Below are 14,401 nucleotides of genomic sequence, written 5' to 3'. Positions count from 1 at the left end.
CTCCCCCATAAAGCTAAATCGGTGCAGCAATACTGTTACACCGATTTAGTATTAAATTAAATATTATTTTAAGATATTGCAGCAACGCTCGCAAAGGTGTGGATGCTCGCTGTCTTTGCCGACAGTTTCGCTGATAATCCAGCAGCGCTCGCACTTTTCGCCTGTTGCCTTTTCAACAACAATTTCGAGCTCTCCGTCATTTTCAACGATTTCAACGGCAGAAACAATAAATGCAGCCGCAAGCTCAGGTTCAGCTTTCTTGAGGAAGTCAAGTTTTGCACCGCTTGCCTTAAGAATAACCTTAGCCTCAAGTGAGCTCTTAATTGTTTTATCCTTAATAAGAACCTCAAGTGACTTCTTAACATCATCACGCAACTGATGAATTTCATCCCAGAATGACATAAAGTCAGCGTCTGTATCAACAGCAATCTGCTCAGGCATTTCATTAAAGATTACATTCTCAGCATTTTCTGTTGATGAGTGCGGCATATACTTCCAGATTTCATCAGATGTATATGCAAGAATTGGGCTGATCATTCTTGTCATTGCGTTAAGAATGAGATAAATAGCAGTCTGAGCAGCCTTTCTTAACTTACTGTCCTTTTTCTCTGTATATAGTCTATCCTTGAGTACATCAAGGTAAAAGTTAGACATATCAATTACGCAGAAGTTTCTGATTGAATGATATACCTGGTGGAATTCGTAGTTGTCATAAGCCTGCTTAACCTTTGCAATAAGCTCGTTAAGTTTTACGATTGCCCATTTATCCATAGGCATAAGCTCATTTACAGGAACAGCGTCAGTATCAGGGTTAAAGTCATAAACATTACCAAGAATATAACGAGCTGTATTTCTTATTTTTCTGTAAGACTCAGAAATCTGCTTTAAAATATCATTTGAAATATGAACATCTGACTGATAGTCGGTTGATGAAACCCAAAGTCTTAATACATCAGCACCGTATTTTTCGGTAACATCCTGTGGGCTGATACCGTTGCCGAGTGACTTACTCATCTTTCTCTTTTCTTCATCAAGAATCATACCATGAGTAAGAACAGCTTTATAAGGAGCAACACCCTCAGTTGCAACAGATGTAAGGAGTGATGATTGGAACCAACCTCTGTACTGGTCGTTACCCTCAAGGTAAAGGTCGGCAGGGAACTTAAGATTATCACGCTTGCTTACAACGGCTGCGTGTGAAGAACCACTGTCAAACCAAACATCCATAATGTCTTTTTCTTTTTCAAACTCAGTACAACCGCACTTCTTACACTTTGTACCCTCAGGTAAAATTTCAGCGGCGCTGTGGTTATACCAAGCGTTTGAACCCTCTTTTTCAAACAAATCTGCAACAGCCATCATTGCGTCATTGTCAATGTGAGCCTCGCCACATTCTTTACAGAAGAAGATCGGAATCGGAACACCCCATTTTCTCTGACGGGAAATACACCAATCCTTTCTCTCCTTAACCATATTTGTAATTCTGTCGTGTCCCCATGATGGAATCCACTTAACGCTGTCAATAGCCTCGCAAGCCTTATCCTTAAAGTCATCAACAGAGCAGAACCACTGGTCGGTAGCTCTAAAGAGGATAGGAGTTTTACATCTCCAGCAATGCGGATACTGGTGGATAATTTTCTTTAATGCAAAGAGATAACCGTTTTCATCAAGGTAAACAGCAATCTTTTTGTTAGCCTCATCAGTAGTAAGACCGGCAAACTGACCTGCCTCCTCAGTGAGAACACCGTTAGAATCAACAGGACAGATTGTAGGAATTTCAGGGTAATTCTGACAAACATTAAAGTCATCAACACCATGACCGGGAGCTGTATGAACGCAGCCTGTACCGCTTTCAAGAGTTACATGGTCACCTACAATTACAAGCGACTCTCTGTCAAGGAACGGATGTGCAGTCTTAATATATTCAAGCTCGCTGCCCTTTACAGTAGCAACAACCTCATAATCTGTAATTTCAGCGGCCTCAAATGCAGACTTGTAAAGCTCGGTAGCCATTACAAGATATTCATCACCTGTTTTGATGATAGAATACTCATATCTCGGGCCTACGCAAATAGCAACATTGGCAGGCAATGTCCAAGTTGTTGTTGTCCAAATAACGAACTTAACCTTTGAAGGGTCAATTCCGAGATTTGAAAATACGCCCTTATCATCAGTTACAGTAAACTTTACATAAATTGAATGACATGGATCCTCGGCATACTCAATTTCAGCCTCAGCAAGGGCAGTTTTACACTCCGGGCACCAATAAACAGGCTTTAAACCCTTGTAAATATAACCCTTTGTAGCCATTTTAGCAAATACTCTGATCTGCTCAGCCTCAAATTCGTGCTTAAGTGTGATATAAGGATTATCCCACTCACCGATTACACCAAGTCTTTTGAACTGTGTGCGCTGGTCATTGATATAACCTGTTACAAATTCCTCGCACATTTTGCGGAGCTCTACAATAGAAATTTCGGCAGAGTTACCGATACCTGCTTTCTTTCTTGCTTTAAGCTCTGTTGGAAGACCGTGAGTATCCCAACCCGGAACATAAGGAGCTTTAAAGCCTGCCATATTTTTATAGCGTACGATAAAGTCCTTTAAAATTTTATTTAATGCGTGGCCAAGATGGATATCGCCGTTTGCATATGGAGGGCCATCGTGGAGAACAAATAAAGGCTTGCCCTCGTTTACCTCCATAAGTTTTTCATATACCTTGTTATCTTCCCATGCCTTAAGAGTTACAGGTTCGCTTTTTGGAAGACCTGCTCTCATAGGAAAGTCGGTTTTCGGAAGATTAAGTGTAGAATTATAATCCTGAGACATTGGTTACACTCTCCATAATTTTGATTTAAAAATTCTTAAACGATTAAAAATTAATCGGCAGAAACATCATAGTTGTCGCCAAATTTCAAGTGACCGAATTTTGGTGATTTTTTCTCTGTGTTGTCATCCTCGGAATCAGAAGTAATATCTGCTTTCTCTTTTATTTCCTCAGGCTTTTTTACCTCAACAGCAACCGGCTCGGCAGGCTTAACTGTTTCCTGTGGCTTTTCCTCCATTACAGGTGCTGTCGGATATTTTTCGTTAAGCTGCTGTCTTGCAGCCTCTAACTCGGCAGCAGTAGGAAGGTCATTAATCATCTGAAGATGTTTCTTATAAAGCTCAACAAGCTCGCCCTTTAGTTTTACTGCGTCTGACTGGAGAAGAAGATAATTTTCTTTTTCTGTTGCAGTCATTCTGTTTGTATCTACTAAAAGCTGCTGTGCCTTTGTTTCAGCCTCTCTAACAATCTTAGATGCCTTTTCCTTAGCCTCTCTAATGCAAGCGTCAGATACTTTCTGAGATGCAAGAAGGGCATTTCTAACTGTTTCTTCGTCTGCTCTGTACTGCTCTACTCTTGTTGCGAGAACATCAATTTTATGAACAAGGTTAGTTTTCTCTTTCTTTAACTGTTCAAAAGCTACAATGACTTCATCAATAAATGCGTCAACATCATCAGCCATGTAGCCCTGACGGCCGGCTTTTCTGAAACTAACATTCTTAATTTCATCAATAGTAATCATTTAAAGCACTCCTATCTGAAATGTATTACTAAAATTTTTCGGCGACCTTTTTTGGTTTCACCCAAAATTTTATCTAACTTAAATTTCCCTTTACCTCTTACAGTAAAGGTATCCCCCTCTTTAACCTGACAACTTACATTCTGGGTTGTAACAAAGTTAAGAGTTGTTTCTCCCGATAAAATCAGTTTTGCCGTTTTATCCCTCGATAGTCCGCTCACTGCGGCAACAATATTATCAAATCTAAGAGATGAAACCGTAAGACTCATTTCCTCTGTGCCCCTGCCTTGCGGCAGAGAATTTAAATTCGGTTGGACAATTTTTACTCCTGCTCCGCCGATTTTAAAAATCTGTGATTCTATATAATCTTTAAGCTCGCTTTTTACAAACACAACAGTTCGTCCGTTATCCACAAGAATATCTCCAACTGTATCTCGCTCAATGCCAAGCGACATAAGCGTACCGAGAAAATCTCTGTGTGTGAGTTTATCGCATACTCTGTACTTAAACTCAATAGCGGATATAGGAAAGGCTGACTGCTCGGGTTCATCATAAAACACCCCGAGCATCTTTCTTTCACTGTTCTCACTGCCGCCAAAGAAAATATAATTTTCAAAGTAAATACTTCGCAGCACCTTTTCGGCAAGTGCCTGATGTGTTTCGCTCATAAACTGAGAGAAAACAGGCTTTTGTCGAGTAAAGCAAAGCGAGGTCATATCCTCAATTCTGGAGCAGAAAAGCTCATCGTTATCAGAAGTAAACACCGCTGTTTTCTAATTCGTCAAGTAAATCGTCACCTGTAAGATCTACATTATTAGGAATGATAATGTATGTATTAGAGGCAACCTTTTTAATCTTGCCGTCATTTGCATAAGCAACACCGCTGAGGAAGTCAAGAATTCTTCTTGCCATATCCTTGTTAGTGTCCTCAAGATTAAGAACTACTGTATGTGACTTAATAAGGTCATCTGCGATTGTGCGTGTTTCCTCGCCAAATCTTTCAGGCTTATAAATACCAACCTGAATCTTAGCCTTAGCATTGATATTAACAACCTTGTTCTTAGATGTAGGAGCTGTTGCTCTCTCTCTTACAGGCTGTTCCTCAACCTCTTCTTCCTCATTTTCATCAGCATAACCGTACTCATCATACTCCTGCTGATACTCGTCATCGGGAGCATCCCACATACGCTTGAATTTATCCACAAAACCTGCCATTATATTAATTCCTCCTTGAATTATTTACTGTAATCTCTGGCACCAAAAAGTGACGATCCTACTCTTACCATAGTTGCACCTTGAAGTATTGCCTCATAATAATCAGCAGACATACCCATTGATAGTATAGTCATACTTATATTATCTAATTTTTTTGACGATATGTCAATAAAGATATTACGCATATTATCAAAATATTTTGAAATTTTATGTGTATTATCACAAATTGGCGGTATAGCCATAAGTCCTTTGACCGAAATTCCCTTCAAATCAGCTATCTGACACAACAATTCATCAAGCTGTTCGGGAACAACACCCGATTTATTTTCTTCTCTGCCAATGTTTACTTCCACAAGCACATCGGTCTTTTTTCCGATTTTTAATGACTGCTTGGAAATCTCGGACGCAAGTTTTAAAGAATCAACTGACTGAATAAGATCCACCTTATCTACAATTTGGCGAACCTTGTTTGTCTGCAAATGTCCTATAAACTGTAAAGACGCATGAGCAAGGTCATACTTTTCATATTTAGAAAGCAGCTCCTGCACCTTATTTTCGCCAATGTGGTCAAGTCCGAGAGAGATTGCGTAGTTTATTACATCCGCATCTACTGTTTTTGTTGCGGCAAGAAAAGTAATGTCCTCTCTTTTTCTGCCTGATTTTTCGGCAGCCTCAGCAATTCTTTCGTTAATAAGCTTGTAGTTGTATTCTACATCACTTAATGACCTTTCCATCATACAAATCGTCCCCTTCCATTATAACCTGATCATACAGCGAAATTGTTTCGCCGCTGAACAATATGCCATCAGCAGGTGATGGATCACATAATACAAAATCATTACCTGCATAGAGAATAGATATTTCTTTAAACTGAACTTCACTGCCGTAGAGTACATAGACACCCTGAACTTTTTTGCTCTCTTTATGTTCGTTGCCCTTGTCATCGTAGGTTGTCTTTTCTACATAATCGTCATGAATAGCCTTTTTGTTGACACGAAGTCCCGAATAAGTGCCCATACCGATTTCAACAGGCTCCTGTCTAATCTGAGAAAGCGAGCTGTCCATATATGTGCACTGGAAAATTGCGAGAGCTTTATCGGAATTATTATACTGAACAATTTTATAAATTGACGCAGGCACTGTGTTTGATGAGGCATCTGAAAAGTCGATTGTAACATCGTCACCCCAAAGTGTGAGATCTGTTGCCTCGTCATTGGTGATTTCACACGCAATATACCAATTAAGACCGCTTATCACCTTGCCGATATTATTATCCGGTACATTTGATTTCTTGATATTTTTAAGATTGTCAAGTGTAAGATTTCCGATTTTTGTATAATCATAGCTGTTCTCGTAGCCGTCACAAGAAGTAACAAAATAGCCTGCCTTAGGAGCATTAATCTCTGCTATACTGTCCGAAGAACTTTTTAGCTCGTTAATCTGAGCCTGCAAAGACGCAATCTCAGGCTTAAAGCTTGTAGTCTTGCCTGTGAAAGACTGGTAATGATTGACAGCATTTATAATTGAACTTATGTTTGAATCAATTTTACCGAAGTTTCCGTTATTAATATTATACAAATAAGTTTCAAGATTTGATGTAATGTCATTCTTTATAGTTTCAATACCCTCGGTGTTAGATTTCCTCGTCTGCTCAAGTTTTGTAAGATCCTTCATACTTTGTTCAAGTGATGCCGCCTTTGTACGGGCAACCGCATCTTCTTCCGTAGAATAAACACTTGCAACCGAACAGCCTTTCTGCACCTCATCACCGTTATCTACATTGTAAGAAACTACTCCGCCTGAATTATTGTTAATATATGTTTCGTTACGAATAATGTAGCCGTTAGAATAAATCTTGTCGGTAACGGTTACCTGTTCGGCATTTTCTGTCGGCACAACATTGAAATTTGCACTTAGCAGAAGGTAAACAACATAGATAATTGCAAGCGCAGTAAGACCTGCAACCAATATTCTTCTGAACAACAGCTTGTCCATATATCACAGTCCTTTATCAATTATTGTTTCAGCATAATTTAATATATCATCAAAGCATTTGAATTTATCAACTAAAATCCAATTAATATTCTTATCACGATTAAACCAAGTAAGCTGCCTTTTGGCATATCGTCTTGTTTCTCTTTTTAAAATTTCCACACATTCATCAAGCGAGCGTTCGCCCGAAAAATACGGAATAAGCTCTTTGTATCCTATTGCCATTTTAGATGTTGAACTGAGAGAAGACGAAAGCACTTCTCTTGCCTCATCAACGAGTCCGTTTTCAAGCATAATATCAACACGCAAATTAATTCTGTCATACAATTTTTGTCTGTCTTCAAATTTCAGACCGATTTTTATCGGAGAGTACGGCGAACCCTGTAATTTAGAATTGCGGTTGTGCTCACTTATCGTAATGCCTGATGTCTTGTAAAACTCAATGGCCCTTATGATACGCTTTACATTTCTCTGCTCTCTGAGATTTTCGGCTGATTCGCCGTCAAACTCGCCGAGCATATTAAGCAAATAATCAATGCCGTTTTGCTGATACAGTGCAAACAGCTCATTTGATATTTCTTCGTTTCTTTCCTGCTTTTCAAAGGAAACTCCGTTTAAAAGCGAGTCAACATAAAGTCCTGTACCGCCTGCAATAATCGGCATTTTCCCCCGTGACACGATATCTTCGATACAAGAAGCTGCGTCACTTACAAAATCTGCAACGGAATAAGTCTTGTCGCTTGGAAGAAAGTCTGTTAACCAATGCGGTATGCCCTGTTTTTCCTGTTCATCGGGCTTAGCGGTAGCTATATTCATTCCTTTGTATATCTGCATTGAGTCGGCGGAAATAATCTCTCCGTTATATTTCTTTGCAAGCTCAACTGCAAGCGCCGTTTTGCCAGATGCCGTAGGGCCTACAACAGAAATAAGTTTGATAGGATAATTCAAAAAATCACAACCTGCCAAATTGTTTTTCAATTTCGTACTTTGTCATAACTATGCAGATAGGTCTGCCATGTGGGCAATACTTTATCTGCGGATTTTTCTCTAAAGTCCAGGCAATGTCCATAAGCTCCTGTACGGTGCTCTTATTGCCTGCCTTGATTGCAGAACGGCACGAAACATTATGATAAAACCAATCCATTTTTTCGGCATAAATATCCTTTTTGCCGCTTGCTATATAACCGCTCATTTCAGCAATACAGTCGGCAATTTCCGTTGCCGCAAGGTATTGCGGTGCAGAGCGCACAAGTAATGTACCGTTGCCAAAGTCCTCTACATCAAACGAACATTTTGCAAACATATCAAGATTGCTTATTGCTGCGTCATAATCGGTTTTATCAAGGGTAACGGTAACAGGTGCAAGCAAATACTGAACATTTTGCTTATCGGCATTTGCTTTAAGTTTTTCATAAATTATTCTTTCATGTGCTGCGTGTTTGTCAATTATTAAAATCTCACTATCGTTTTTCTCAACGATTATATATGTATCGAATGCCTCACCTAAAAATCTGAGCTTAGTCTGCTCTTTTGGAAGTTCGGTGATTGTATCGTTTTTATCTTCTTTATCTTTGAAAATCTCCGTCTGTGGCTTTTCTTCTTTGGTCATTACAACCTCTTTGTAAGGCTTTTTCTCCTCAACAATAACCTCATTTACGGGATTTTCCTGTTTTGGTAAATTATCTTCTTGCTGAGCTGCTTTTAAAATAAGCTGCTCAGCTTTCTCAAATTTTTGCTTTGAAAATTCTGCTTTCTTTTGCTCAAGCTCAGTATTCTTTCTTATTGCCTGCTTAGAATAAATTTCAAACGGATCTGACGAATCAGTCATTTTTAAGTCATCAATAGAGATCGGCTTTGGTTTTTCGTCTTTTAAATCAAGTTCGTCAAACGGATTGTACGGTTTAGGTTCGGACTTTTTTAATACAGGCTCAATCCGTTCAATCGGTTTTATGGGTTTTTCCGCAGGTGTATTTTCGGCTTTTGCAAAAACTGCCTGCGCATTGTTAAACGGATTTACCTTTTTAATTTCATTAAAAGCGGTGTTTTCTTTAAAATGAATCTGTTTTCTTTCATCGCCTTGCTGCAAAGCAGATTTTACCGCATGATAAATTGCATCAAAAACAGGTCTTTCGTTAATAAAGCGTACCTCTATTTTGGCAGGGTGAACATTTACATCTATAATTTCATAAGGAACGGTAAGCTGTAAAACAGCTGACGGAAATTTGCCAACCATTATCGAGCCCTTGTATGCCTCTTCAAGCGCCGCCATACCTGTTCTTGTTTTTACAAATCTGCCGTTTATAAAGAAATTTTGCATATTGCGGTTTGGTCTTGCGTTTATCGGCTTTGAAATATATCCCTTAACAGAAACGGAATCAAGGGTATAATCAACAGGTATAAGTCCTTTGGCAAAATCCTTTCCAAATACGGAATAAATGGCAGACAACAGCTTTCCGTCACCAAAAGTGCGCAAAACCTGCTTGCCATCTCTTATAAATGTAAAAGCAACTTCCGGATGAGAAAGCACAATTTTATCCATAAGGGCAGAGACAGCATTTCCCTCGGCTACATCTTTTTTAAGAAATTTAGAACGAGCGGGAATATTGTAAAACAAATCTCTGATAACAAATGTTGTGCCTCTCGGGCAGCCTGCGTCCTCAAGCGAGATTTCTTCTCCGCCCTCAATTTCATAGCAGCTACCGATATCCTCATTCTCGTTTTTAGTAATAACCTGTAATCTTGAAACCGCACTTATAGATGCAAGCGCCTCTCCTCTAAAGCCGAGAGTTGCAATGGAATCAAGGTCATTTGCTGTTTTAACCTTGCTTGTCGCATGGCGCAGAAAGGCTTTTTTTATGTCATCTCTGTAAATTCCGCAGCCGTCATCGGCAACACGCATAAATGTTGTGCCGCCGTTTTTTATCTCAACAGTAACATTTTTTGCACCTGCATCAATAGAATTTTCTACAAGTTCTTTTATAACAGAGGACGGTCTTTCTACTACCTCGCCTGCCGCAATAAGCTCTGCAATGTGTTTGTCAAGTACATTAATTACACCCATAATTTCACCTGCCTTTTTCGCTCATACTTTTATATCATACCTTTAAGCTCATAAAGCAGATTAATAGCTTCTATCGGAGTTAAGGTGTTTAAATCAACTTCAGAAAGTCGCTCAACAACGGCATTGTCATTTGATATAAGCGACATCTGCATATCATCGTTCTTTTCTTTTATAACAGTCGGTGCATTAGAACCAGACTCAAGTTCTTTTAAGATTTCCTTTGCTCTGCTAATTATAGAGTTAGGAAGTCCTGCAAGTTTAGCTACCTCAATTCCATAGCTGTCATCTGCGCCGCCCGGAATAATTCGGCGTAAAAATGTAATATCATCTCCACGCTTTTTTACGGCAATGCTGTAATTTTTTACTCCGTCAAGCAAATCCTGCATAACGGTAAGTTCGTGGTAGTGAGTAGCAAACAATGTTTTTGCACCGAGCTTTTTATGATCGGCACAATATTCAAGCACTGCCCTTGCAATGCTCATACCGTCAAAGGTAGAAGTGCCTCTGCCGATTTCATCAAGTATCAAAAGACTTTTTGATGTGGCAGATTTAACTATATTGGCTACCTCGCTCATCTCTACCATAAAGGTTGACTGTCCCGAGGCAAGGTCATCTGATGCGCCCACTCTTGTAAAAATGCTGTCTACCACACCGACGGTCGCACTTGAGGCAGGAACAAAACTTCCCATTTGCGCCATAAGCACAATGAGGGCAACCTGTCGCATATATGTAGATTTACCTGCCATATTAGGGCCGGTAATTATTGCCACTCTTTCGCCTGCACTGTCAAGATAAACATCATTAGGAACAAACGGAGTATCTGTAAGCAGAGCCTCTACAACAGGATGTCGGCTGTCTTTTAATCTGATAACGGTTGAAAGGTTCACATCAGGTCGCACATACCTATTGTCTGCCGCAACATTTGCGAGAGAAACAAGCACATCAAGCACTGCAATAGCCTTAGCCGTTCTCTGTATTCTCTCAAGGTTATTTGCAACCGTTTTTCTTACTTCGTCAAACAAGGTATATTCCATAGCAACAGAACGGTCTTTTGCACCTAAAATTCTGCCCTCTATGTCTTTTAAGTCCTGAGTAATATAGCGCTCACAATTTGTAAGCGTCTGCTTTCTTATGTAGGTTTCCGGTACAAGGTCTTTGTACGAATTTGTTACCTCTATGTAATAACCAAACACCTTGTTGTAACCTACACGCAGTTTTGGAATACCTGTTTTTTCCCTCTGCTCAGCTTCAATTCTTGCAAGTATGCCCTTTGAATCGTTCATATCTGTAAGCAAAAGGTCAAGTTCACTATTGTAGCCTTTTTTTATCATTCCGCCCTCACGCACAGAGAACGGCGGTTCTTCTACAATGGCGGAATCAATCAAATTGAAAATATCTTCAAGCAGGTCTATTTCCTTATAAACTTTTTTAAGATATTTTGCATTGCAGTCGGCAATTAAATTTGAAAGCTGCGGCAGTTTTTGCAGAGCCGCCGCAAGTGAACGGAGCTCTCTGCCGTTTGCCGAACCGTAAACAATTCTTGTCATAAGTCTCTCAATATCAAAAATACCGCTTAAAGCGTCCACAATATCAAGTCTAAGAATATTATTGTTTACAAGTTCCTCAACCGCAGACTGACGGTTGTTGATTGCCGACACATTAAGCAACGGGTGTTCAAGCCACGAACGGATAAGTCGCTTACCCATTGCGGTTTTAGTTTTGTCAAGTACCCACAAAAGCGAACCTCGCTTTTCTTTGTTGAGCATTGTTGCTGTAAGCTCAAGATTACGCTGTGTGTTGTAATCAAGATTCATAAACTGCTTGTCGCTGTAAAGCTCAATTTTGTTTATACGCTCAAGTCCGTTTTTCTGTGTTTCTTTAAGGTAATTTATCAGCGCACCAATCGCACTTATAAGCACCTGAGAATCTGAAATGCACTGCATTTCTTCACCAAATTGTGCTTTTACAATTTCAGCGCAAACCTTGTTATCAAAGCTCTCGTCCCTGAGCATTTCAACTCCGGCAGACAGCTTTGATTTTATAAATGACGGCAGAGATTTAATTTTTACAATATCTCCGCCAAGTAATATTTCTCTCGGATTGTAGCTTGCAAGCTGACTTGTAAGGGAATTTACCGAGTCACTTCCTGATATTTCGGTAGCATAAAGCTCGCCTGTTGAAATATCGCAAAAGCAAAGTCCGATTTTTTTATTTTCGGAAAACATACAGCAAATGTAGTTGTTTCTGCCCTCATCGAGCATACTCGACTCCATTACCGTACCCGGAGTAATTACTCTTATAATATCACGCTTAACAAGTCCCTTTGCAGTGGCAGGGTCTTCGGTCTGTTCGCAAATTGCAACCTTATAGCCCTTAGCAACAAGCCTTGCAATATAGCCCTCGCAGCTGTGGAAAGGCACTCCGCACATCGGTGCTCTTTCCGCCTGACCGCAATCTCTGCCTGTGAGTGTAAGCTCAAGCTCCTTTGATGCTATTTTTGCATCATCGTAAAACATTTCGTAGAAATCTCCCAAGCGGAAGAAAAGAATACTGTCTTTGTTCTGTTCTTTAATTGCAAAATATTGTTTCATCATGGGAGATAACTCTGCCAATGTTTTCACACCCTTTCAAGGAAAATCTATCAGCCGCAACCGCCGCAAGTGCTGCAGCTGCCCGAACAAGAAGATGTTGAGTAATCGGCTGTTTCAGGGTCTGCGCCCTCTGCCGACTGCTGAACAATGGCAAGAACTCTGTTTGCAACCATATCAAAAGCATCTTTTGCCTCGTTGTAAGCAATCATATTCTTATTTGACATAATCTTTGAATAGTCCTCTCTCATCTGACTGTTGAGAAGTGCGAGCTTATCGCTGTCCTTATCTTTTTTAGAAGCCTCGTTGTTGATAGACATTCTCTTCATATTAAAATCGCCGATAAGGTTCTGAAGATCCATATCTGCGTCAGCGTCTGCCTGTGCTTTTTGGAGAGCGATATACGACTCCTCCTGCTGAATGAGCTTACCAAGCTCTCTTGCCTTTTCAATAATATCCATAATTTTATCCTTTCCTTACACAAGCTCGCCCTTGAGTATCCAATTTCTCGCCTGTGTAATCTTAACATTCTGAAATGTGCCTATAAGGCCCTTATCGCCTTTAAGCTCCACTATTATATTGCCACTTGTTCTGCCGCTTAATTCACCGTTTTTGCCTGTTTCCGATTCAACAAGTACCTTTTCGGTGTTATTAACCATAGACGCACATCTTTTAGCCGCAATTTCTTCCTGAACATCAAGCAGTTCTCTGAACCATTTTGATTTTTCCTCTGCTGAAATCGGGTCATCCATCTTAGCGGCAGGTGTGCCTACTCTCGGTGAATAAATGAAAGTAAACAAAGATGTAAACTCAACCTCACGAATAAGCGAAAGTGTTTCTTTAAAGTCCTCATAGGTTTCACCCGGAAAACCTACAATAATATCACTTGTAAGCGATACCCCGTCAATTTTTTCTTTGGCATAATTTACAATATCAAGATATTTCTTTCTGTCATAATGCCTGTTCATAGCTTTTAAAATTCTGTCAGAACCGCTCTGGAATGGCAAATGAAGATGCTTGCTGATATGTGTACCGTTGGCAATGGTATCAATAAGCTCTTTTGAACAATCCTTTGGATGCGATGTCATAAATCTAAGCCAATAGTCGCCGTCAATAGAATCAATTTCGTGCAAAAGCTGAGCGAAAGTAGGCTTATCGGCAAGAGTTTTGCCGTATGAGTTTACATTCTGACCAAGCAAAGTAATATCTTTGTAGCCTGCTGAAATCATCTGCCTTGCTTCATCAAGGATAAGCGACTTTTCACGACTGCGTTCTCTGCCTCTTACATAAGGCACAATGCAGTATGTGCAGAAATTGTTGCAGCCATACATAATTGAAAGCCAGCCCTTAAAAGTACCGTCACGCTTTACAGGAATACCCTCGTAAACCTTTTTATCATCGTTGTCACGCTCATACACACGCTTGCCGTCAGCAAGTGTATGATACAAAAGCTGTGGGAAACGATGCAAAGAATGAGTACCGAAAACAAGGCTTACAAACGGAAAGCTCTTATACATCTTGTTTGCGATATGCTCCTGCTCCATCATACAGCCGCACAAAGCAATGACAATCTGCGGATGTTTTCTCTTTAAAGACTTTAACGCACCGACATTTCCAAAAACTCTGTCCTCGGCGTGTTCTCTGATTGCGCAGGTATTAAAAAGAATAAAATCGGCGTCGTCCACGGTTTCGGAAAATTCAAAGCCCGCTATTTCAAGCATACCTTTAATTCTCTCACTGTCAGCAACATTCTGCTGACAGCCGTAGGTGCGTATATAAGCCACAGGCTTATCGCCACGCTTTCTATCCTGCATAATCTGAGAAATCAATCTCATATATTCAAACTGTTGGTCTGAAATAACATCAGAGGTAACATTACCAAGTATTGTGTTTTCAGGCAAAACAATGCACTCCTAATCCATTTTATTAACTAAAATATTGTATCACAAATTACGGCAATTTTCAATATTTTTCTTAAG

At 39.9% G+C, this 14,401-nt stretch carries 11 protein-coding genes; all 11 read right to left on the bottom strand.

The features are described 5' to 3' along the window. Window positions 1-63: 63 nt before the first annotated feature. From ileS to miaB, 11 genes are read right to left on the bottom strand one after another with little or no spacing between them, the layout of a single operon-like run. Window positions 64-2,829: an isoleucine--tRNA ligase gene (ileS, locus tag DXC23_RS02145; RefSeq protein WP_117704558.1), complete on the bottom strand. Its 2,766-nt coding sequence runs from the start codon at window positions 2,827-2,829 to the stop codon at window positions 64-66. Between the two features lie 50 nt (window positions 2,830-2,879). After that, a complete protein-coding gene (locus DXC23_RS02140) occupies window positions 2,880-3,569 on the bottom strand; it encodes a DivIVA domain-containing protein (RefSeq protein WP_117704557.1) in 690 nt (229 codons plus the stop codon). Window positions 3,570-3,580: 11 nt separating this feature from the next. Continuing rightward, window positions 3,581-4,330, bottom strand: coding sequence for a YlmH/Sll1252 family protein (locus tag DXC23_RS02135; RefSeq protein WP_117704556.1), 750 nt, complete (start codon window positions 4,328-4,330; stop codon window positions 3,581-3,583). Beyond that, the gene (gene sepF, locus DXC23_RS02130) at window positions 4,317-4,781 is read right to left on the bottom strand and encodes a cell division protein SepF (RefSeq protein WP_117704555.1); all 465 of its coding nucleotides are present in this window, start codon (window positions 4,779-4,781) and stop codon (window positions 4,317-4,319) included. The genes DXC23_RS02135 and sepF overlap by 14 nt, the downstream gene beginning before the upstream one ends. Before the next feature lie 20 nt (window positions 4,782-4,801). Continuing rightward, window positions 4,802-5,518 carry a YggS family pyridoxal phosphate-dependent enzyme gene (locus DXC23_RS02125; protein WP_117704554.1) on the bottom strand — a complete coding sequence of 239 codons (717 nt, stop codon included), beginning with the start codon at window positions 5,516-5,518 and terminating at the stop codon, window positions 4,802-4,804. Next, window positions 5,496-6,776: an HlyD family efflux transporter periplasmic adaptor subunit gene (locus DXC23_RS02120; protein ID WP_117704553.1), complete on the bottom strand. Its 1,281-nt coding sequence runs from the start codon at window positions 6,774-6,776 to the stop codon at window positions 5,496-5,498. Before DXC23_RS02120 ends, DXC23_RS02125 begins: the two co-directional genes overlap by 23 nt. Window positions 6,777-6,779: 3 nt before the next feature. Beyond that, window positions 6,780-7,721 carry a tRNA (adenosine(37)-N6)-dimethylallyltransferase MiaA gene (gene miaA, locus DXC23_RS02115; protein WP_117704552.1) on the bottom strand — a complete coding sequence of 314 codons (942 nt, stop codon included), beginning with the start codon at window positions 7,719-7,721 and terminating at the stop codon, window positions 6,780-6,782. A 4-nt stretch (window positions 7,722-7,725) separates the two neighbouring features. After that, window positions 7,726-9,834, bottom strand: a complete 2,109-nt coding sequence (mutL, locus tag DXC23_RS02110; RefSeq protein WP_117704551.1) for a DNA mismatch repair endonuclease MutL — start codon at window positions 9,832-9,834, stop codon at window positions 7,726-7,728. A gap of 29 nt (window positions 9,835-9,863) precedes the next feature. Beyond that, a complete protein-coding gene (mutS, locus tag DXC23_RS02105; protein ID WP_117704550.1) occupies window positions 9,864-12,446 on the bottom strand; it encodes a DNA mismatch repair protein MutS in 2,583 nt (860 codons plus the stop codon). Between the two features lie 29 nt (window positions 12,447-12,475). Next, complete coding sequence (locus tag DXC23_RS02100; RefSeq protein ID WP_022234914.1) at window positions 12,476-12,883, bottom strand: YlbF family regulator; 408 nt, start codon at window positions 12,881-12,883, stop codon at window positions 12,476-12,478. Window positions 12,884-12,898: 15 nt separating this feature from the next. Next, entirely contained in the window at window positions 12,899-14,323 is a 1,425-nt protein-coding gene (miaB, locus tag DXC23_RS02095; protein ID WP_242997382.1) for a tRNA (N6-isopentenyl adenosine(37)-C2)-methylthiotransferase MiaB, read from the bottom strand. Window positions 14,324-14,401: the final 78 nt, after the last annotated feature.

The organism is Eubacterium sp. OM08-24, assembly GCF_003438075.1.
Lineage (GTDB): Bacteria > Bacillota > Clostridia > Oscillospirales > Acutalibacteraceae > Ruminococcoides.
The sequence above is the reverse complement of the archived record's forward strand: the minus strand, read 5'-3'. Positions and strand labels throughout refer to the sequence as shown.

What these genes read in the sequence shown, in the direction of transcription:
- ileS (WP_117704558.1), bottom strand. Translation starts at nt 2,829, where the DNA reads ATGTCTCAGGATTATAATTCTACACTTAATCTTCCGAAAACCGACTTT.
- DXC23_RS02140 (WP_117704557.1), bottom strand. Translation starts at nt 3,569, where the DNA reads ATGATTACTATTGATGAAATTAAGAATGTTAGTTTCAGAAAAGCCGGC.
- sepF (WP_117704555.1), bottom strand. Translation starts at nt 4,781, where the DNA reads ATGGCAGGTTTTGTGGATAAATTCAAGCGTATGTGGGATGCTCCCGAT.
- DXC23_RS02125 (WP_117704554.1), bottom strand. Translation starts at nt 5,518, where the DNA reads ATGATGGAAAGGTCATTAAGTGATGTAGAATACAACTACAAGCTTATT.
- DXC23_RS02120 (WP_117704553.1), bottom strand. Translation starts at nt 6,776, where the DNA reads ATGGACAAGCTGTTGTTCAGAAGAATATTGGTTGCAGGTCTTACTGCG.
- mutL (WP_117704551.1), bottom strand. Translation starts at nt 9,834, where the DNA reads ATGGGTGTAATTAATGTACTTGACAAACACATTGCAGAGCTTATTGCG.
- DXC23_RS02100 (WP_022234914.1), bottom strand. Translation starts at nt 12,883, where the DNA reads ATGGATATTATTGAAAAGGCAAGAGAGCTTGGTAAGCTCATTCAGCAG.